This window comes from Mycobacterium sp. 1081908.1 (assembly GCF_001673535.1).
In the GTDB taxonomy this organism is placed as follows: Bacteria; Actinomycetota; Actinomycetes; order Mycobacteriales; family Mycobacteriaceae; genus Mycobacterium.
This window is the reverse complement of record NZ_LZLY01000044.1, coordinates 25428-45189: the sequence shown is the minus strand read 5'-3', so window position 1 is coordinate 45189 and position 19762 is coordinate 25428. Positions and strand designations below refer to the sequence as shown.

The window sequence follows — 19762 nt, the reverse complement described above, 5'->3', positions numbered from 1 at the left end:
CGAGCGGATCGACGGCGTTGACGTACGTCGTGAGGAACATGGCCGATTGCGACTCGCCCACGGCGACCACGTGCCGCCCCCGCCGCCGCCGGTGCCGGACGTGATCAATTCGCTGCGCGCGTCCGCGGAGGCCGCCAGCCGGCTGGTGACGACCGAGTCGGGCTACCGGGCCGGGCTGCTGGCGTCGATCGCGGCCTCGTGCACGGCTTCGGCGACCGTGGCGCTGGTGCCCGGGGGGCCGTCGATATGAGCTCGGGCTCGATATGACATCAGGAAAAGACGCCGACAACGCGGCCCTGTGCGACGCGCTGGCCATCGAATACTCGACCGTCTACGGCTACGGCATCGTGTCCGCGCTGTCGCCGCCCAGCGTGAACGACATGGTGGTGGAGGCCCTGGGCCAGCACCGCCAACGTCGCGACGACGTGATCGCGATGCTGGCCGCCCGCAAGGTCACCGCGCCGGTCGCCGCGGCCGGCTACCAGCTGCCGATGCTGGTGGGCAGCCCGGCGGACGCGGCGCGGCTGGCGGCCCGCATGGAGAACGACTGCGCGACGGCGTGGCGCGCGGTCATCGAGCACGCGGAGACGGCGGACGACCGCGCGTTCGCCTCGACCGCGCTGACGCAGAGCACGGTCTTGGCCGCCCGGTGGAACCGGGTGCTGGGCGCCTGGCCCATCACAACGAGCTTTCCGGGCGGCAACGACTAACCCGGGCTAGGAGTCCAGGGCCGCCGCGACGTCGGTGGCCAGCGACTCGCGCACGGTCAGCTCGCTGGTCTGCCCACTGAAGCGGTCCCGCAGCTCGACCTTGCCGTCGGCCCAGCCGCGCCCCACCACGACGATCCGCGGCACGCCCAGCAGCTCGGCGTCCTTGAACTTGACGCCGGGCGACGCCTGGCGGTCGTCGAGCAGCACCTCCAGGCCCAGCCGATCCAGGTCGGCGGCCAGCGCGGTCGCCCCGGCGCGGGCCTCCGCGTCCTTGTTGGCGATGACCAGGTGGACGTCGAACGGCGCGACGGCCTTCGGCCAGCGCAGGCCGAGCTCGTCGTGGTGCTGCTCGGCGATGACGGCGACCATCCGTGACACGCCCAGGCCGTAGGACCCCATGGTCAGGCGCACCGGCTTGCCGTCCTCGCCGAGGACGTCGACGGTGAAGGCGTCGGTGTATTTGCGGCCGAGCTGGAAGATGTGCCCGATCTCGATGCCGCGCGCGGACACCAGCGGGCCGGCGCCGTCCGGGGACGGGTCGCCGTCGCGCACCTCGGCGGCCTCGATGGTGCCGTCGGCCGTGAAGTCCCGGCCCGCCACCAGCCCGACGACGTGCCGGCCGGGCTCGTCGGCCCCGGTGATCCAGCTGGTGCCGTCCACCACCCGCGGGTCGACGAGGTAGCGAACACCGTTGTCCCGCAAGGCTTTCGGTCCGATGTAGCCCTTCACCAGGAAGGGGTACTTGGCGAAGTCGGCGTCGTCGAGCAACGCGTAGTCGGCGGGTTCGAGCGCCGCACCCAGCCGCTTGTCGTCGACCTCCCGGTCCCCGGGCACCCCGATGGCCAGCAGCTCCCACTCGCCGCCGGGCTGGCGGACCTTGAGCAGCACGTTCTTCAACGTGTCGGCCGCCGTGACGGTCCGGCCCAGGCCGGCGCCGTTGGCCCACTCGACCAGCGTCGCGATCGTCGGGGTGTCGCCGGTGTCGTGGACCACCGCCTCGGGCTGCCCGTCGATGGGCAGCGCCTCCGGACGGGCGGTGATCACCGCCTCGACGTTGGCCGCGTAGCCGGATTCCAGGCACCGCACGAAGGTGTCCTCACCGACCGGGCTCTCGGCGAGGAATTCCTCGGACGCGCTGCCGCCCATCGCGCCCGACACCGCGGACACGATGACGTAGCGCACCTGCAGCCGGGCGAAGATGCGCTGATACGCCTCCCGGTGTGCGTGGTAGGCGGCCTCGAGCCCGGCCTCGTCGATGTCGAACGAATAGGAGTCCTTCATCACGAACTCCCGGACGCGCAGGATGCCGGCCCGCGGCCGCGCCTCGTCGCGGTACTTGTTCTGGATTTGGAACAGCAGCAGCGGAAAGTCCTTGTAGGAGCTGTACTCGCCCTTGACGGTCAGCGCGAAGAGCTCCTCGTGCGTGGGGCCCAGCAGGTAGTCGTTGCCGCGGCGGTCCTGCAGCCGGAACACGCCGTCGCCGTATTCGGTCCACCGGTTCGTCGTCTCGTACGGCGCGCGCGGCAGCAGGGCCGGGAACAGGATCTCCTGCCCGCCGATCGCGTTCATCTCGTCGCGGACGATCCGTTCGATCTTGCGCAGCACCCGCAGCCCGAGGGGCAGCCAGCTGTACAGCCCGGGCGCGACCGGCCGGACGTAGCCGGCCCGAATCAGCAGCTTGTGGCTGGGCACTTCGGCGTCGGCGGGGTCGTCGCGCAGGGTGCGCAGGAACAGCTCGGACATCCGGGTGATCACAGCGGGCAAGCCTAACGGCGACCGTGCGCCTGCCGAAAATCGTGACGCGGGCTAGAGCTCGCCGGCGTCGATCGCGTCCTTGACCTCTTGCGCGTGGGCGACCTGCTCGGGGGTGTAGCCGATGAGCAACGCCGCGCCGCCGACGATGACGGCCACGCCGGCCACCCACAGCAGCCCGTAGGTATAGCCGTGGTCCAGGGCCTGCAGTTGCGCGGCGTTCATGAACTTCACCGGGCCGTTGGTGCCGCCCAGGTACAGCGTGCGCGAGGTGATCACGGCCTGGATGACGGCCAGCACCAGCGGCCCGCCCAGGCTCTGCAGCATCAGCGCGATCGCCGACACCGGACCGATCTGGTCGAAGCCGACCCCGGCGATCGCCGACAGGGTCAGCGGGACCACGCAGATGCCGATCCCGACCCCGCCGACGATGATCGGCAGGACCAGGTTGGGGAAGTACGGCACGCCCCGGTGCATGAAGAACGAGCCGTAGATCATCGCCCAGAACAGCAGCAGCCCGCCGCCGATCGTCAGCACCCGCGGTGAGAACCGCGACACGAGCTGCGACGACACCCCGAGGCCGATGCCCATCGCGATGACGAACGGGATGAAGCCGACGCCGGCCCGCAGCGCGCTGTAGCCCAGGATGTCCTGCACGTACAGGCCGATGCAGACCGTCAGGCTGAACATGAGTCCGCCGGCCAGGAAGATCGCGGCGAACGTGACCAGCCGGTTGCGGTCGCGGAACAGCTCGAACGGAACGACGGGGTTCTCGGCGCTGCGCTCGACGACGATGAAGGCGAGGGCCGCCGCCGCCGCCACCGCGCCCGAGCCGATGGTGGTGATCGAGACCCAGCCCTTTTCCGGGCCCATCGAGAAGGCGTAGACGGCGGCGGTGCAGGCCAGGGTGGCCAGCATGGCGCCGGTCGCGTCCAGCTTCATCCGTTCCCGGTTGGTTTCGCGCAGCGCGGTGCGGGCCAGGTAGATCATCACCAGCCCGATCGGCAGGTTCACCAGGAAGGCCAGCCGCCAGGACACCTCGGTGAGCGCGCCGCCGACCACCAGGCCCATCACGGAGCCGATCGCGGTCATCGCGGCGAAGACGGCCGTCGCGGCGTTACGGGCCGGCCCCTTCGGGAAGGTGGTCGCCACCAGCGCCAGGCCGGTGGGCGACGCGATGGCCGAACCGATGCCCTGCAGCAGCCGGGCGATGACCATGGTCGCCTCGTCCCAGGCGACCGCGCACAGCACGGAGGAGATGGTGAACAGCGCGACGCCCACGATGAACGTGCGCTTGCGCCCGATGGTGTCGCCGAGGCGACCGCCCAGCAGCATCAGCCCGCCGAACGTCAGCACGTATGCGGTGATGACCCAGCTGCGGCCGGCGTCGGAAAGGCTCAGCTCGTTCTGGATCCTGGGCAGCGCGACGATCGCGACGGTGCTGTCCATGGTCGCCAGCAGCTGCATCCCGCCGATCGCGATCACGGCCGCGATGAAACGCCACGAAGGCAGCCACGCGGGCGAATACCTGCCGATGCGCGAGGAGGCGGTCTCCGCCGGCGGCGTAGCGCGCACCGGGGCCGGACGATCGGGGCGCGCGGAGGTCCAATTTTGGGCCGCGCGCTCTGCGTCGTTGAGAGCCGTCATAATGGGTTACCTTACAGTAATCTTAAGAATCGTTTAAACGCCGAATGCCGCTACGGCCCCGATCACGATGATCGCGGGAGGTCGGATCCCCTCGGCGCGGATCTTCTCCGGCGTGTCGGCCAGGGTGGCCCGCAACGTGTGCTGAGCTGCGGTTGTGCCGTGCTGGACCACCAGCACCGGCGTCTGTGCAGGTCGGCCGCCTTTCATCAGCACATCGACGAACTGCTCGATGCGTTCGACGGCCATCAGCAAAACGATGGTGCCCCGCATCGCGGCCAATGCATCCCAATTCACTAACGATTCGGGGTGACCCGGCGCAACGTGGCCGCTGACCACCACGAACTCGTGATTTATCGCCCGATGCGTGACCGGGACGCCCGCCAGCGCGGGCACGCCTATGGCGCTTGTCACACCGGGCACCACCGTCACCGGAATTCCGGCCTCGGCGCACGCCAGCACCTCCTCGTAGCCGCGCGCGAAGACGAACGGGTCGCCGCCCTTGAGGCGGACGACGAAGCTCCCGGACCGGGCCCGCTCGATCATGACGTGGTTGATCGCGTCCTGAGCCATGGCGCGCCCGTACGGGATCTTGGCCGCGTCGATGACCTCCACGTGCGGCGGCAGTTCCGCGAGCAGTTCCGGCGGCGCCAGCCGGTCGGCGACCACGACGTCGGCCTGGGCGAGCAGCCGCCGGCCGCGCACGGTGATCAGTTCGGGGTCGCCGGGGCCGCCGCCGACCAGCGCGACCCCGCCGCGCACCACGTCGTCGCCGTCCGGGCTTTCCAGGGTGATCACCCCGCGCTGCAGGGCCTCACGGATGGCGGAGCGGATCGCGGCCGATCGGCGGTGCTCGCCGCCGGCCAGCACCCCCACCGACAACCCGGCGTAGCTGAAGGTCGCCGGGGTCACCGCGGTTCCCTCGACGGCGACGTCGGCGCGGACGCAGAAGATCTGGCTGCGTTCGGCCTCGGCGACGACGGCCGCGTTCACCCCCGCGTCGTCGGTGGCGGCGATCGCGTACCAGGCCCCGTCGAGGTCGCCGTCGCGGTATTCGCGCACCGACAAGACGATGCCGCTCATCGCCTCGACGGCCGGGGTGGCGGTGCGCGTGATGACGTGCACCTCCGCCCCGCTGGCGATGAGCAGGGGCAACCGGCGCTGCGCGACGGTCCCGCCGCCGACCACGACGACCTTCTTGCCGGCCAGCCGCAGCCCGGCCAGGTAGGCGTTGTCGGTCACCCGGCAAGCCTAAGGGTTGTGCGACGGCCGGCCCGCGCGCGCGACGAAGCGCGCCACGGCGCCCGGTGCCGCGGCCGGGTGGGTGTGCAGGTACGAGGCGTGCACGCCGGCGTGCACGGCCCCGTCGGAGACCGCGTCCGCACCCCCGCCCCGGTACACCCACGCCGGCTGGTAAACGCGGGCGAAAGTGACTGCGGTGCGGTGGAATTCGTGCCCGACCGCTCGCTCCCCGACGGAATAGAGCGGCGAATCGGCCACGGCGACGGCCTCGCGGTAGGCCAGCGTGAGGTTCGGCGTGAAGCGCGCCGACCCGGCCAGCACCCCGCACATCGGGTGCCCGTCGAGTTCGGCGGCCAGGTAGATCAGCCCGGCGCATTCGGCGTGCACGGGCGCGCCGGCGGCGGCCAGCTCGTTGATCTGGCGGCGGACGACATCGTTGGCGGATAGCTCCGCGGTGAACTGTTCGGGAAAGCCGCCGGGCAACAGGACCGCGTCGGTGCCGTCGGGCAGCGCGTCGACGAGCGGGTCGAACTCGGCGACGTCGGCGCCGGCGGCGCGCAGCAGCTCCGCGTGCTCGGCATAGCCGAAGCTGAAGGCCTTTCCGGCCGCCATGGCGACGGTGGCGCGCGCGGCCGGCTGCTCCCCCACCGCCGCGGCGGGGTCCCACGGCCGGTCGGCGCAGCCGCAGCGGGCGGCGGCCACCACGGCGGCCAGGTCGACGTGGCGGGCGACCAGGGCGGTCATCGCCGCCACCGCGTCGTGCGCGCGCCGCCCGTACTCCACGGCCGTGACGAGCCCGAGATACCTTGTGGGAAGCTCCAATTCGGCCGACCGGGGGATGGCGCCCAGCACCGGCACGCCGGCCCGCTCGCAGGCCTGCCGCAGCACCTGCTCGTGCCGGTCCGATCCGACCCGGTTGAGGATCACGCCGCTGATGCGGGTGGCGGCGTCGAAGGTCGAAAACCCGTGCAGCAGCGCGGCGATGCTGTGACCCTGGCCGCGCGCGTCGACCACCAGGATCACCGGGGCGCCCAGCAGGCCGGCGACGTGCGCGGTGGAGCCCGCGGCGGGCGCCGTCGTCCCGATCCGCCCGTCGAAGAGCCCCATCACGCCCTCGATCACCGCTATGTCCGCGCCGGCGGCCCCGTGCGCGTAGAGCGGCCCAATGAGCCGCTCCCCCACCAACACCGGATCGAGGTTGCGGCCGGGGCGCCCGGCGGCCAGGCCGTGGTAGCCCGGGTCGATGAAGTCGGGGCCGACCTTGAACGGCGCGACGGCGTGGCCCGCCCCGCGCAGTGCGCCGATCAAACCCGTTGCGACGGTGGTCTTTCCACTGCCCGATGCGGGCGCGGCGATGACCACCGCGGGGACGCTCACCATTCGATGCCCTTCTGCCCCTTGCGCCCCGCGTCCATCGGATGCTTGACCTTGGTCATCTCGGTGACCAGATCGGCGGCGTCGACCAGCCGTTGGGGGGCGTCGCGCCCGGTGATCACCACGTGCTGGTGGCCGGACCTGGCCAGCAGCACGTCGACCACGTCGTCGACGTCGACCCAGCCCCACTTGAGCGGATAGGTGAATTCGTCGAGCACGTAGAAGTCGTGGCGCTGCGCGGCCAGCCGGCGCGCGATCTCGGCCCAACCGTCGGCCGCGGCCGCCGCGTGGTCGATTTCGCTGCCCGACTTGCGCGTCCAGGACCAGCCCGAGCCCATCTTGTGCCATTCGACTTCGCCGCCGACGCCGTCGCGGTCGTGGAGTTCGGCGAGCCGGCCGAAGGCCGCCTCCTCGCCGACCTTCCACTTCGCGCTCTTGACGAATTGGAACACCGCCACGCGCAGCCCGGCGTTCCACGCCCGCAACGCCATTCCGAACGCCGCCGTCGACTTCCCCTTGCCCGCACCGGTGTGCACCGCCAGGACGGGCGTGTTGCGCCGCGCCCGGGTGGTCAGGCCGTCGTCGGGCACTTCGAGCGGTTTTCCCTGTGGCATGGACGCGTATCCCCGCTCAGGCCGCGCCGCGCACGGCGCGCGTGAGATGGTCGGCGCGCAATTGCTCCAGCCGCACCGCCGGCGCGCCGAGCTGATCCGCCAGTTGACCGGCCAGCCCCAGCCGCACGTACGAGGTCTCGCAGTCCACGACCACCGCGGCGGCGCCCTCGGCGAGCAGCCGGGCCGCCGCGATCCGGCTGCGCCCCAACGGGTCCGGCCCGGCGGTGGCCCGGCCGTCGGTGAGCACGACCACCAGCGGGCGTCGCGCGCGGTCGCGCGCCTTTTCCCGGACGATCAGCTCGCGCGCGGCCAACAGGCCCTCGGCGAGCGGGGTCTTGCCGCCGGTGTCGAAGCGGGCCAGTCGCCGCCCGGCGATGTGCGCCGACGATGTCGGCGGCAACAACAGCCGGGCCTCGGATTGGCGGAAGGTGATCACCGCGACCTTGTCCCGGCGCTGGTAGGCGTCGCGCAGCAGCGACAGGGCGGCGCCGCTCACGGCGGCCATGCGATCCCGCGCGGCCATCGACCCCGACGCGTCGACGACGAAGATCACCAGGTTGCCTTCGCGCCCCTCGCGGATCGCGCGGCGCACGTCCCGCGGGTCCGGCCGCAGCGGTCCCGCCCCGGCGCGCTCGGCGGCCGCCAGCATGGTCGCGAACAGGTGTAGCCCGTGCGCGCCGGTTTCGCCGCCGTCGGCCGCCGCGACCACCCTGCCGGAGGCGTTGCGCGCCCGCGACCGCCGCCCGGGTGCGCCCTCGCCGACCCCGGGAACGGTCAGCGCGCGGGTGCGAAACGTCGCCGACGGCGGCGCGCTGGGTTTCGTCGAAGATGCGGGCCGCGGCGTCGAATTCGGTTGCGGCGCTGGCGCGTCCGCGGCCTGGCCGCCGCCCGGCGGATCGGGATCGGGCTCGGGGTCGTCGGAGCCGGCTTGCGCCAGGGCCTCGTCCAGCTGGTCGCGGTCGATGCCGGGGTCGTCGAACGGGTCGCGGCGGCGCCGGTGCGGCAGCGCAAGCTCGGCCGCCACCCGGATGTCCTGCTCCTCGACGGTCGTGGCGCCGCGCCACGCGGCGTGTGCGACGGCCGTGCGGGCCACCACCAGGTCGGCCCGCATGCCGTCGACGTCGAACGCCGCGCACAGCGCCGCGATGCGCCGTAACTCGTTGTCCGGCAACGCCACCTGGTCGACGAGGGCGCGCGCCGCGGCGAGCCGGCGGGCCAGTTCCGCGTCGGCGTCGGCGTAGCGCGCCGCGAACGCGTCCGGGTCCGCCTCGTAGGCCATGCGCTGCCGGATGACCTGTGCACGCACGTCGACGTCGCGCGACGCGCGCACGTCGACGGTGAGGCCGAAGCGGTCCAGCAGCTGCGGACGCAGCTCGCCCTCCTCCGGGTTCATGGTGCCGATCAACACGAAGCGCGCCTCGTGCGAGTGGGAGACGCCGTCGCGCTCGATGTGCACCCGCCCCATCGCCGCGGCGTCGAGCAGCACGTCGACCAGGTGGTCGTGCAACAGGTTGACCTCGTCGACGTAGAGCACCCCGCCGTGGGCGCGCGACAGCAGCCCCGGCAAGAACGCGTGCTCGCCGTCGCGCAGCACCCGCTGCAGGTCCAGCGACCCGATCACGCGGTCTTCGGTTGCGCCGAGCGGCATTTCGACCAGCGCCTGCTCCCCGTTTGCCGCGTCGCGTCCCGACGCGGCGGCCAGCAGCCCGGCCAGCCCGCGCACGGCCGTCGACTTGGCGGTGCCCTTCTCGCCGCGGATGAGCGCGCCGCCGATCTCCGGGCGCACGGCACACAGCAGCAGGGCGAGGCGCAGTTGGTCGTGCCCGACGATCGCGCTGAACGGATACGGCTTCACGGCTGCTCCACCGCACCGGAGCGGGAGGGCTTGAGCATCGGCACGTGCGGGATGCCGTCGTCGACGAAATCGTCGCCGGCGCGGACGAATCCGTGCTGGGCGTACATGTCGGCCAGGTACGTCTGCGCGTCGATCCGGCACGGGTAGTCGCCGACCTCGGCGAGCGCGGCGCGCAGCAGCCTGGTGGTGTGGCCCTGTCCGCGGGCGCTGCGTTTGGTGCACAGCCGCCCGATCCGGAACGCCTTCTCGCCCCCGGCGTGCTCCTCCATCAACCGCAGCGTGCAGATCACCTCGCCGTCGGGCGTTTCCAGCCAGAAGTGCCGGGTCTCGGCGAGCAGGTCGCGCCCGTCGAGCTCCGGGTACGGGCAGGCCTGCTCGACGACGAACACCTCCACCCGTAGCTTGAGCAGCTCGTAAAGGGTTGGGACGTCAAGGTCTTTGGCCCACACCCGGCGCAGCGCTTCGGTCATGCCGATGCCTCCAGCCCCAGCGCCTTCGTGCCCCACGACCAGACCTCGTCGTACAGCGCGGGTTCGCGCGACAGCTCCGTGCCCAGCGACGGCACCATCTCCTTGAGCGCGGGCGCCCATGATTCATACCGGTCGGCGAAGCAGCGCTGCAGCACGTCGAGCATGATCGGCACGGCGGTCGACGCCCCCGGGGAGCCGCCCAGCAGGCCGGCGATGCTGCCGTCGCCGGCGCTGAGCACGGTGGTGTTGAAGTCGAGCGCCCCGCCCCGGCGCCGGTCGCGGCGGATCACCTGGACCCGCTGCCCGGCGACCGTGAGCTCCCAGTCCGAATCTGCTGCGCTGGGGGCGAATTCGCGCAGCGCCCGCACCCGGCCGGGTTCGGAGAGCCGCAGCTGGCCGATCAGGTAATTGACCAGCCTCAGCTGGGTGACCCCGACGCCGAGCATCGACAGCAGGTTGTGCGGCTTGATCGAGCGGGGCAGGTCGGTGGAGTGGCCGTGTTTCAAGAACTTCGGCGACCAGCCGGCGTACGGCCCGAACACCAGCCACGACTTACCGTTGACGAACCGAAGGTCGAGATGCAGCGCGCCGAGCGGCGGCGCGCCCGGCGCCGGGGTGCCGTACACCTTGGCCCGGTGCGCGGCGGTGAGCGCCGGGTGGTCGGCGCGCAGGAACCGGCCGCCGATCGGGAAGCCGGCGTAGCCCCTGACCTCCTCGATGCCCGACTTCTGCAACAGCGGCAGCGCGTCGCCGCCCGCGCCGACGAAGACGAATTTCGCGTTAAGCCGGCGCTTTTCGCCCGTACGCCGGTTGCGGACCAGCAGCGTCCAGCTGCCGTCGGATTGGCGGGACAGGTTGCGGACCTCGTGGCCGAACAGCGCCGTCGCGCCGCGCCGCACGCAATAACCGACGAGTTGCCGCGTCAGCGCGCCGAAGTCGACGTCGGTGCCGTCGGCGGCCCAGTTGAGCGCGGTCGGCTCGGAGAAGTCGCGTTTGGCGGCCATGAACGGCAGCCGCCGGGCGAACTCGTCGGGGTCGTCGATCAATTCGGTGCGCGCGAACAGGGGGTTGTGGGCCAGCGCGCGCTGGCGCCGCCGCAGGTAGTCCACGCGCCGCGCCCCGCGCACGAAGCTGGCGTGCGGGACCGGATTCAGAAAGCCGCGGTCGGTCAGGATGCCGTTCTCCATCGCGTACGCCCAGAACTGGCGGGTCACCTGGAACTGCTCGTTGATCCGGACCGCCTTGGTGATGTCGATCGAGCCGTCGGGGTTCTCCGGCGTGTAGTTCAGCTCGCACAGCGCGGAGTGCCCGGTGCCGGCGTTGTTCCAGGGGCTGCTGCTCTCGGCGGCGACGGCGTCGAGCCGCTCGATCAGGGTGATGTCCCAATCCGGCTCCAGCCGGCGCAGCAACGCCCCCAGCGTGGCACTCATGACACCGGCGCCGACCAGCGCGACATCGGTGCGTGCGGTTCCGCCCAGGCCTGACACCGTCCCAGGTTATCCCGGCGCCATCCGGGCACTTACCGCGTGCGGGCCCTCCGTCACCAGCAAAACCTTTAAGCTGGCTTGGTGACTGGCGGGGCGACTGGCTGGGTGCCCGACGTGCTGCCCGGCTATTGGCAGCACACCATCCCGCTCGGGCCCGATCCCGCCGGCGAGGGCGAGATCGTGGCAACGCTGATCCGGCGCGGCGAGCCCACCGCGGCGCGCCACGCCGTCCTGGCCGTGCACGGCTACACCGACTACTTCTTCCACACGGAGTTGGCCGATCACTTCGCCGATCGCGGCTTCGCCTTCTACGCGCTGGACCTGCAGAAGTGCGGCCGGTCCCGCCGCGACGGCCAGACCCCGCATTTCATCACCGACCTGGCCCACTACGACGCCGAACTCGGACACGCCCTGGCCGTCATCCGCGAGCCCGGCCCGTCCGGCCGGCGAGCCAAGGTCCTGGTTTACGGCCATTCCTCCGGCGGGCTCATCGTGCCGTTGTGGCTGGACCGGTTGCGCCGGCGCGATCCGGCGGCCCACGCCGGCGTCGGCGGCGTGGTGCTCAACAGCCCGTTCCTCGATCTGCACGGCCCCGCGGTGCTGCGCCACTCGGTGACCTCGGCGGTGATCGCCGGCCTGTCCCGGGTGCGGTCCAAGGGCGTGATCCGCGGGTCCACCGAGGGCGGCTACGGCACCACCCTGCACCGCGACTACCACGGCGAGTTCGACTACAACCTGCAGTGGAAGCCGCTGGGCGGCTTCCCCATCACCCTCGGCTGGCTGCACGCCGTCCGCCGCGGCCAGGCCCGGCTGCAGCGCGGCCTGGACGTCGGCGTGCCCAACCTGATCCTGCGTTCCGACCACACGGTGCGGGAAACCGCCGACCCGGCGTCCATGCAAACCGGCGACGCGGTCCTCGACGTCACCCAGATCGCCAAGTGGGCCGGCTGCATCGGCAATCGCAGCACCATCGTCCCGGTTCTCGACGCCAAGCACGACGTGTTCCTGTCGCTGAGCCAGCCGCGCCGGACCGCGTACCGCGAACTGGAGCTGTGGCTGGACGACTACCTCAGCAACGAGAACACCGGCGCGTCGGCACCCTCGGGGAAGGGGTGACGGCCGAGCATGGAAACGTACGACATCGCGATCATCGGAACCGGTTCGGGCAACACCATTCTCGACGACCGCTACGCCGGCAAGCGCGCCGCCATCTGCGAGCAGGGCACCTTCGGGGGCACCTGCCTGAACGTCGGGTGCATTCCGACGAAGATGTTCGTCTACGCCGCGGAGGTGGCCGCCACCGTGCGCGACGCGGCCCGCTTCGGCGTCGACGCGCATATCGACCGGGTGCGCTGGGACGACATCGTCTCGCGCGTCTTCGGCCGCATCGACCCCATCTCGATGAGCGGCGAGGATTACCGGCGCTCGTTGCCCAACGTCGACGTGTACAGCCAGCACACCCGGTTCGGGCCGGTCCAGCCCGACGGGCGCTATCTGTTGCGCACCAACGCCGGTGAGGAATTCGCCGCCGACCAGGTGGTGATCGCCGCGGGCTCACGGCCGGTGGTCCCGGCGGCGATCCTGGCGTCCGGCGTGCACTACCACACCAGCGACACCGTCATGCGCATCGCCGAGCTGCCCGAACACATCGCGATCGTCGGAAGCGGCTTTGTGGCAACGGAATTCGCGCACATCTTTTCCTCGCTCGGAGCGCGAGTCACCCTGATCGTCCGGGGCGCCACGCTGCTGCGGCACTTCGACGACACCCTGTGCAAACGGTTCACCCGCATCGCGGCCACCAAGTGGGAGCTGCGCACCCACCGCAACGTCGTGGGCGCCGCCAACCGCGGCTCCGGCGTCGCGCTCGAGCTCGACGACGGGTCCACGTTGAACGCCGACCTGCTGCTGGTGGCGACCGGCCGGCTGTCCAACGCCGACCTGCTGGACGCCGAGCAGGCCGGCGTCGACGTCGAGGACGGCCGGGTGGCGGTCGACGAATACCAACGGACTTCGGCGCGAGGCGTTTTCGCGCTCGGCGACGTCTCGTCGCCGCACCAGCTCAAGCACGTCGCCAACCACGAGGCCCGCGTCGTGCAGCACAACCTGCTGTGCGACTGGGAGGACACCGGGTCGATGGTCGCGACCGACCACCGGTTCGTGCCGTCGGCGGTGTTCACCGACCCCCAGCTGGCGACGGTCGGGCTGACCGAAAACCAGGCCGTCGCGCGCGGATTCGACATCACGGTCGCCGTGCAGGAGTACGCCGGCGTCGCCTACGGCTGGGCCATGGAGGACACCACCGGACTGGTCAAACTCATCGCCGAGCGCAACAGCGGGTGCCTTTTGGGCGCGCACATCATGGGCCACCAGGCGTCGTCGATCATCCAGCCGCTGATCCAGGCGATGAGCTTCGGGGTGACCGCCGCGGAGATGGCGCGCGGCCAGTACTGGATTCACCCGGCGCTGCCCGAGGTGGTCGAGAACGCGCTATTGAGCCTCGGCTGACCGCTGGCACCGGGGGCACAACCCGTGCAGGGTCAGGCCGGCCGCCTCCGACAGCGCGAAGGAGCTGCCCGCCATCGCGTGCTCGAGCGCCGAGCTCAGCTGGCGGGCGGGCACCTCGATGATCGAGCCGCACCGCGTGCACACCGCGTGGTGGTGGGGCGCGGTGGCCAGGCCGTAGGTGGTCACGCCGCCCTCGAGGGTCAGCGCGTGCAGCACCCCCTGATCGACCAGGGTCGTGACGGTGCGGTAGATGGTCGCCACGTCGGGCGGCTGGGCGTCCGGCGGCAACGACGCGCGCACCCGCTGGTGAATCTCCGCCACCGGCAGGTGCCCGTTGACCGGCTCGAGCACCGCCAACACCTGGATCCGCGACGCCATCCGGCGCAGCCCGTGCGCCCGGAGCAGGTCGCCGATCCGTTCGGTGACGGCGGGGTCCAGCGCGGTGGCCTGTTTCGAGGCCTTGGGCGTCATCCCCACAGTGTCGCGGCCGGCGCCCGGGATTGCCAGTCTTGGCCCGCGTCTCCTGCAATCCACTTGCACTTGGCTCGTCGCCCCTCCTAGTGTCGTGATGGTGGCCAGAACGCTTCGAAGCGCCTTGGTGCCGGCGGAGTGGTGGCGGCTGGGATCCATGCTGGCCGTGATCGCCGCGCTGCACCTGATCGGCTGGGGCACCCTGGTGCTGCTCGTGGATCCGGCCCGACTCGACCTGGGGGGCAAGGCTTTTGGCATCGGCGTCGGGCTGACGGCCTACACCCTGGGCATGCGCCACGCCTTCGACGCCGACCACATCGCCGCCATCGACAACACCACCCGCAAGTTGATGAGCGACGGGCAGCGGCCCCTTGCCGTCGGCTTCTTCTTCTCGCTGGGCCATTCCACGGTGGTCTTCGCGCTGGCGCTGCTGCTGGCGACCGGCGTCAAGGCGGCGCTCGGACCGGTCGAGGACGACTCCTCGACGCTGCATCACTACACCGGCCTGATCGGCACCAGCGTCTCGGGCGTGTTCCTCTATCTGATCGCGGCCCTCAACGTCGTCGTGCTGCTGGGGATCCTGCGGGTGTTCGCGCGCCTGCGCCGTGGTCATTACGACGAAGCGGAACTCGAGCAACAGTTGCAGAACCGCGGGCTGATCAACCGGTTGCTGGGCCGGTTCACCCGATCGATCACCAAGTCCTGGCACCTCTACCCGGTCGGGCTGCTGTTCGGCCTGGGTTTCGACACCGCCACCGAGATCGCGCTGCTGGTGCTGGCGGGCACCAGCGCCGCGGCCGGCCTGCCGTGGTACGCCATCCTGTGCCTGCCGGTGCTGTTCACCGCCGGCATGTGCCTGCTGGACACCATCGACGGATCGTTCATGAACTTCGCCTACGGCTGGGCCTTCGCCAGCCCGCTGCGCAAGATCTACTACAACATCACCATCACCGGGCTGTCGGTGGCGGTCGCGCTGCTGATCGGGACCGTCGAACTGCTCGGGCTCTTCGCCGGCCAGCTGGGCTGGCGCGGCGGGTTTTGGAACTGGATCAGCGGCCTCGACCTCAACGCGGTCGGCTTCGCCGTCGTCGGCATCTTCGTGCTCACCTGGGCGGTCGCCCTGCTGGTGTGGCGCTACGGGCGCATCGAGGAAAAGTGGGGTTCGGCCCGGAGCTGACGCGCAGATCCTGCGCCGAGATTGCCGCCACGGTCGCGATGGGTCACGGATCACAGCCATGGCGGCAATCTCGGCGCCTGCCGCGGTTTGACCCATTCGGGTGTAGAAAAGTGCCATGCACGAGCTGTCGCTGTGCGAGGCCATCGCCGGTCTGGTCAAGACCCACGCCGAGGGCCGGCACGTCGACGTGGTGCGCGTGCGGATCGGCGCCCTTCGCCAGGTGGTGCCCGAATCGCTGTCGTTCTGCTGGACGCTGGTCCGGGATTCCGAGGACATGCCGGACGCCGAACTGGAACTCGAGTGCGTCGGCGCGCAGGTGAGGTGCCGTTCGTGCGGCCGCGAATCGGAGATCACGTCGGCGTGGTCGATCTGGTGCCCGCGGTGCGACAGCCCCGACGTCGAGGTGCTGCGCGGCAACGAGTTCCTGGTGACGTCCATGGACGTCTCGTGAAAAACACTCCGCCCGAACGGATTTGACCATGGGTAGATTTCACCGGCACGACGACGGAACCGTGCACACCCACGACCACGACCATCCCGATCACGAGCACGGGGACCACAGCCAGTACCGGACGGGCAAGCAGCGCATCGACGTGCTGGAGGCCATTTTCGCCGAGAACGACGTCCTCGCGGAGGCCAACCGCGCGGCGTTCGAGCGCAACGGCATCCGCACGCTGAACCTGATGAGCTCCCCGGGATCGGGCAAGACGACCGTCCTGCAGGCCACGCTCGACGAGCTGGCCGGCGAATTCGCGATCGGCGTGATCGAGGGCGACATCGCCACCGACCTGGACGCGGCCAAGCTCAGCGGGCGCGGCGCCCAGGTGTCACTGCTCAACACCAGCAATGGGTTTGGCGGCGAATGCCACCTCGACGCGCCCATGGTCAACCGCGCCCTGCCCGGCCTCGACCTGCCCGGCCTGGACCTGGTGATCATCGAGAACGTCGGCAACCTGGTCTGTCCGGCGGAGTTCGACGTCGGCGAGCACGCCAAGGCCATGGTGTACTCCGTGACCGAGGGCGAGGACAAGCCGCTGAAGTATCCGGTGATGTTCCGGTCCGTGGACGTGGTGCTGCTCAACAAGATTGACCTGGTGCCCTTTCTGGACGTCGACGTCGACTCGTACATCGCGCACGTTCGGGAGGTCAACGCCACGGCCGAGATCCTGCCGGTCAGCGCGCGCACCGGCGCCGGCATGGGCGCCTGGTTCGGATGGCTGCGGCGATTCGCAGCCAACGCCGCGGACTGACGCGGCCGTGCTGCGATCGGTTCGCAGGACGAACTTGCCAATCACTTGCATGACGACCGCGTTGTTCGGCTCTTCGTTAGGCTGGCTCACCGGTTGGCCGCCCGCCCCGCCGGCGGCCGAAAGCCCTTGCCCGCCAACGCCAATGGCCGAAGCCGGGAACCAATAGCACATCTGTATATTTGCCGGCAACCTCCGGACCGTTGACAACCGTCTGAGGCGGGAGTAGACCCAAAATCAGCGCTGCGCAAGTGGGCCGACGGTCGACTCCGGCGGCGCAGGAGCATCCAGCCCGGCTCCGGAAAGCTGCAGCATGCCAACAGAAGCAGCAGTCAAAGCAGAAGAAACATTGATCCATGTGCTATGGATCAACGCGGGCCTCAGTTGCGATGGCGATTCGGTGGCGCTGACTGCCGCCACCCAGCCCAGCGTCGAGGAAATTGCCCTCGGTGCGCTTCCGGGCTTACCGAAGGTCGCCGTGCACTGGCCCCTGATCGATTTCGAATGCGGCCCGAACGGGGGGGCCGACGACTTCCTCGAGTGGTTCTTCCGAGCCGATCGCGGCGAGCTCGAGCCGTTCGTGCTCGTTGTCGAGGGATCCATCCCGAACGAGAAGATCAAGGACGAGGGCTACTGGTGCGGGTTCGGCAACGACCCGGCCACCGGCCAGCCGATGACCACCAGCGAGTGGCTCGACCGGCTGGCGCCGAAAGCCACCGCGGTGGTCGCGGTCGGGACCTGCGCCACCTACGGCGGCATCCACGCGATGGCCGGCAACCCGACCGGGGCGATGGGCGTGCCCGACTACCTCGGCTGGGACTGGAAGAGCAAGGCCGGCATCCCGATCGTCTGCGTTCCGGGCTGCCCGATCCAACCGGACAACCTGTCCGAGACACTCACCTACCTGCTCTACATGGCGACCGGTCAGGCGCCGATGATCCCGCTCGACGACGCGCTGCGCCCCACGTGGCTGTTCGGCAACACCGTGCACGAGGGGTGCGATCGCGCCGGCTACTACGAGCAGGGTGATTTCGCCACCGAGTACGGGTCACCGAAATGCATTGTGAAGCTTGGCTGTTGGGGCCCGGTCGTCAAATGCAACGTGCCCAAGCGCGGGTGGATCAACGGTGTCGGCGGCTGCCCGAACGTCGGCGGCATCTGCATCGGCTGCACCATGCCCGGCTTCCCGGACAAGTTCATGCCGTTCATGGACGAGCCGCCGGGCGGCAAGGTGTCCACCACCGCGTCGGGTCTGTACGGGAGCGTGATCCGCAACCTTCGGGGCATCACGGGGCGCACCGTCGACAAAGAGCCGAAGTGGCGCCACAACGGCGACCAACTCACCACCGGGGCGCGCCGCACCTGGTAGGTCGCGGCACGCCTTCTTCTCAACTTCACCCGGAGGGACTTCGATGACAACTATCGTGCCCGAGCCGACCACCGCCAAGCGGGAACCCGGCCAGCTCGTCGAAATGTCCTGGGATCCGATCACCCGGATCGTGGGCAGCCTCGGCATCTACACCAAAATCGATTTCGAGAACAAGGAAGTCGTCGAGTGCCACAGCACCTCGTCGATCTTCCGCGGCTACTCGATCTTCATGAAGGGCAAGGACCCGCGCGACGCCCACTTCATCACCAGCCGCATCTGCGGCATCTGCGGCGACAACCACGCCACCTGTTCGTGCTACACGCAGAACATGGCGTACGGGGTCAAGCCGCCGCACCTCGGTGAGTGGATCGTCAACCTCGGCGAGGCCGCGGAATACATGTTCGACCACAACATCTTCCAGGAAAACCTGGTCGGCGTGGACTTCTGCGAAAAGATGGTCTCCGAGACCAACCCCAGCGTGCTGTCGCTGGCCGAGAAGACCCAGGCGCCGCACGCCGACGCGCACGGGTATAAGACGATCGCCGACATCATGCGCTCGCTCAACCCGTTCAGCGGCGAGTTCTACCGCGAGGCGCTCCAGGTCAGTCGCTGGACGCGAGAGATGTTCTGCCTCATGGAGGGTCGCCACGTGCATCCGTCCACGCTGTACCCCGGCGGGGTCGGCACGGTCGCGACCGTCCAGTTGATGACCGACTACATGACGCGGCTGATGCGCTACGTCGAATTCATGAAGAAGGTCGTGCCCATGCACGACGACCTGTTCGACTTCTTCTACACCGCACTGCCCGGCTACGAGAAGGTCGGCCTGCGGCGCACCCTGCTCGGCTGCTGGGGCTCGTTCCAGGACCCCGAGGTGTGCAACTTCGCGTACAAGGACATGGAGCGCTGGGGCAACGCGATGTTCGTCACGCCGGGGGTGGTGGTCGACGGCAAGCTGGTCACCCACTCGCTGGTGGACATCAACCTCGGCATCCGAATCCTTTTGGGCAGTTCGTATTACGACGACTGGACCGACCAGGAGATGTTCGTCAAGACCGATCCGCTGGGCAACCAGATCGACCGGCGCCATCCCTGGAACCAGCACACCAACCCACACCCGCAGAAGCGGGACATGGACGGCGGCAAGTACAGCTGGGTGATGTCGCCACGCTGGTTCGACGGTAAGGACCACCTGGCGCTGGACACCGGCGGCGGTCCCCTGGCCCGGTTATGGTCGACGGCGCTGGCCGGGCTGGTCGACATCGGTTACGTCAAGGCGACCGGCAACAGCGTCAAGATCAACCTGCCCAAGACCGCGCTCAAGGGCCCGGTGGAGCTCGAGTGGAAGATCCCCGAGCACGGCAGCAACACGATCGAACGCGACCGGGCCCGCACCTACTTCCAGGCCTACGCGGCGGCGTGCGCGCTGCACTTCGCCGAGAAGGCGCTGGAGGAGATCCGCGCCGGGCGCACGAAGACCTGGGAGCGCTTCGAGGTGCCCGACGAGGCCATCGGCTGCGGCTTCACCGAGGCGGTGCGCGGCGTGCTGAGCCACCACATGGTGATCCGGGACGGCAAGATCGCCAACTACCACCCGTACCCGCCCACCCCGTGGAACGCCAACCCGCGCGACAGCTACGGCACCCCGGGCCCGTACGAGGACGCGGTGCAGGGCCAGCCGATCTTCGAGGAGAACGGCCGGGACAACTTCAAGGGCATCGACGTCATGCGCACGGTGCGCAGCTTCGACCCGTGCCTGCCGTGCGGCGTGCACATGTACCTCGGAAAGGGCAAGACCCTGGAGAGACTGCACACGCCGACGCAATCGCCTGTCGGGGCGTGACG

The 19762-nt window shown here is 70.1% G+C and carries 18 protein-coding genes and 1 pseudogene; 9 read left to right on the top strand and 10 right to left on the bottom strand.

Going from position 1 to position 19762, the window contains the following annotated elements; genetic code table 11:
* A partial coding sequence (locus tag A5655_RS28595; RefSeq protein WP_231999088.1) for a hypothetical protein occupies positions 1-61 on the bottom strand: 61 nt, incomplete at its 3' end.
* An 18-nt stretch (positions 62-79) separates the two neighbouring features.
* Between A5655_RS28595 and A5655_RS06660 the strand changes: the two are divergent.
* A pseudogene (locus A5655_RS06660) lies at positions 80-250 on the top strand (hypothetical protein); the annotation flags it as partial.
* Between the two features lie 13 nt (positions 251-263).
* Positions 264-710, top strand: a complete 447-nt coding sequence (locus A5655_RS06655; protein WP_067007102.1) for a ferritin-like domain-containing protein — start codon at positions 264-266, stop codon at positions 708-710.
* 6 nt (positions 711-716) lie between these two features.
* On the opposite strand, the gene A5655_RS06650 is transcribed toward A5655_RS06655, so the two are convergent.
* The 8 genes from A5655_RS06650 to mqo are packed head-to-tail and all read right to left on the bottom strand — an operon-like array spanning position 717 to position 11139.
* The gene (locus A5655_RS06650; protein ID WP_067007099.1) at positions 717-2465 is read right to left on the bottom strand and encodes a proline--tRNA ligase; all 1749 of its coding nucleotides are present in this window, start codon (positions 2463-2465) and stop codon (positions 717-719) included.
* Between the two features lie 51 nt (positions 2466-2516).
* On the bottom strand, positions 2517-4109 hold the full coding sequence (locus A5655_RS06645; protein WP_067007096.1) for an MFS transporter: 1593 nt from the start codon (positions 4107-4109) through the stop codon (positions 2517-2519).
* A gap of 33 nt (positions 4110-4142) precedes the next feature.
* Positions 4143-5348 (bottom strand): uroporphyrinogen-III C-methyltransferase, encoded by a 1206-nt coding sequence (gene cobA / locus A5655_RS06640; protein ID WP_067007093.1) that lies wholly within the window; start codon positions 5346-5348, stop codon positions 4143-4145.
* Positions 5349-5357: 9 nt separating this feature from the next.
* Entirely contained in the window at positions 5358-6725 is a 1368-nt protein-coding gene (locus tag A5655_RS06635; RefSeq protein ID WP_156764740.1) for a cobyrinate a,c-diamide synthase, read from the bottom strand.
* Positions 6722-7336 carry a cob(I)yrinic acid a,c-diamide adenosyltransferase gene (cobO, locus tag A5655_RS06630; RefSeq protein WP_067007086.1) on the bottom strand — a complete coding sequence of 205 codons (615 nt, stop codon included), beginning with the start codon at positions 7334-7336 and terminating at the stop codon, positions 6722-6724. The genes A5655_RS06635 and cobO overlap by 4 nt, the downstream gene beginning before the upstream one ends.
* Before the next feature lie 16 nt (positions 7337-7352).
* Complete coding sequence (locus A5655_RS06625) at positions 7353-9191, bottom strand: magnesium chelatase subunit D family protein (RefSeq protein ID WP_067007082.1); 1839 nt, start codon at positions 9189-9191, stop codon at positions 7353-7355.
* Complete coding sequence (locus A5655_RS06620) at positions 9188-9661, bottom strand: GNAT family N-acetyltransferase (RefSeq protein WP_067007080.1); 474 nt, start codon at positions 9659-9661, stop codon at positions 9188-9190. Before A5655_RS06620 ends, A5655_RS06625 begins: the two co-directional genes overlap by 4 nt.
* Entirely contained in the window at positions 9658-11139 is a 1482-nt protein-coding gene (gene mqo, locus A5655_RS06615) for a malate dehydrogenase (quinone) (RefSeq protein ID WP_156764739.1), read from the bottom strand. Before mqo ends, A5655_RS06620 begins: the two co-directional genes overlap by 4 nt.
* A gap of 114 nt (positions 11140-11253) precedes the next feature.
* On the opposite strand from mqo, the gene A5655_RS06610 reads away from it, so the two are divergent.
* Together A5655_RS06610 and mtr are read left to right on the top strand one after the other, a co-directional pair.
* Positions 11254-12264 carry an alpha/beta hydrolase gene (locus A5655_RS06610; protein ID WP_067007074.1) on the top strand — a complete coding sequence of 337 codons (1011 nt, stop codon included), beginning with the start codon at positions 11254-11256 and terminating at the stop codon, positions 12262-12264.
* Positions 12265-12273: 9 nt separating this feature from the next.
* Positions 12274-13653: a mycothione reductase gene (mtr, locus tag A5655_RS06605; RefSeq protein WP_067007071.1), complete on the top strand. Its 1380-nt coding sequence runs from the start codon at positions 12274-12276 to the stop codon at positions 13651-13653.
* On the opposite strand, the gene A5655_RS06600 is transcribed toward mtr, so the two are convergent.
* Positions 13636-14124 carry a Fur family transcriptional regulator gene (locus tag A5655_RS06600; protein WP_067007068.1) on the bottom strand — a complete coding sequence of 163 codons (489 nt, stop codon included), beginning with the start codon at positions 14122-14124 and terminating at the stop codon, positions 13636-13638. The two genes, mtr and A5655_RS06600, sit on opposite strands and share 18 nt — an antisense overlap.
* A 100-nt stretch (positions 14125-14224) precedes the next feature.
* Between A5655_RS06600 and A5655_RS06595 the strand changes: the two genes are divergently transcribed.
* From A5655_RS06595 to A5655_RS06575, 5 genes are all read left to right on the top strand, one after another.
* Complete coding sequence (locus A5655_RS06595) at positions 14225-15301, top strand: HoxN/HupN/NixA family nickel/cobalt transporter (RefSeq protein ID WP_231999087.1); 1077 nt, start codon at positions 14225-14227, stop codon at positions 15299-15301.
* Between the two features lie 115 nt (positions 15302-15416).
* Positions 15417-15752, top strand: a complete 336-nt coding sequence (locus A5655_RS06590) for a hydrogenase maturation nickel metallochaperone HypA (protein WP_067007063.1) — start codon at positions 15417-15419, stop codon at positions 15750-15752.
* A 28-nt stretch (positions 15753-15780) separates the two neighbouring features.
* Positions 15781-16551: a hydrogenase nickel incorporation protein HypB gene (gene hypB, locus A5655_RS06585; protein WP_067007059.1), complete on the top strand. Its 771-nt coding sequence runs from the start codon at positions 15781-15783 to the stop codon at positions 16549-16551.
* A gap of 310 nt (positions 16552-16861) precedes the next feature.
* Positions 16862-17917 carry a hydrogenase expression protein HypE gene (locus A5655_RS06580; RefSeq protein WP_067007058.1) on the top strand — a complete coding sequence of 352 codons (1056 nt, stop codon included), beginning with the start codon at positions 16862-16864 and terminating at the stop codon, positions 17915-17917.
* A 43-nt stretch (positions 17918-17960) separates the two neighbouring features.
* Entirely contained in the window at positions 17961-19760 is a 1800-nt protein-coding gene (locus tag A5655_RS06575) for a nickel-dependent hydrogenase large subunit (protein WP_067007057.1), read from the top strand.
* Positions 19761-19762 lie beyond the last annotated feature (2 nt).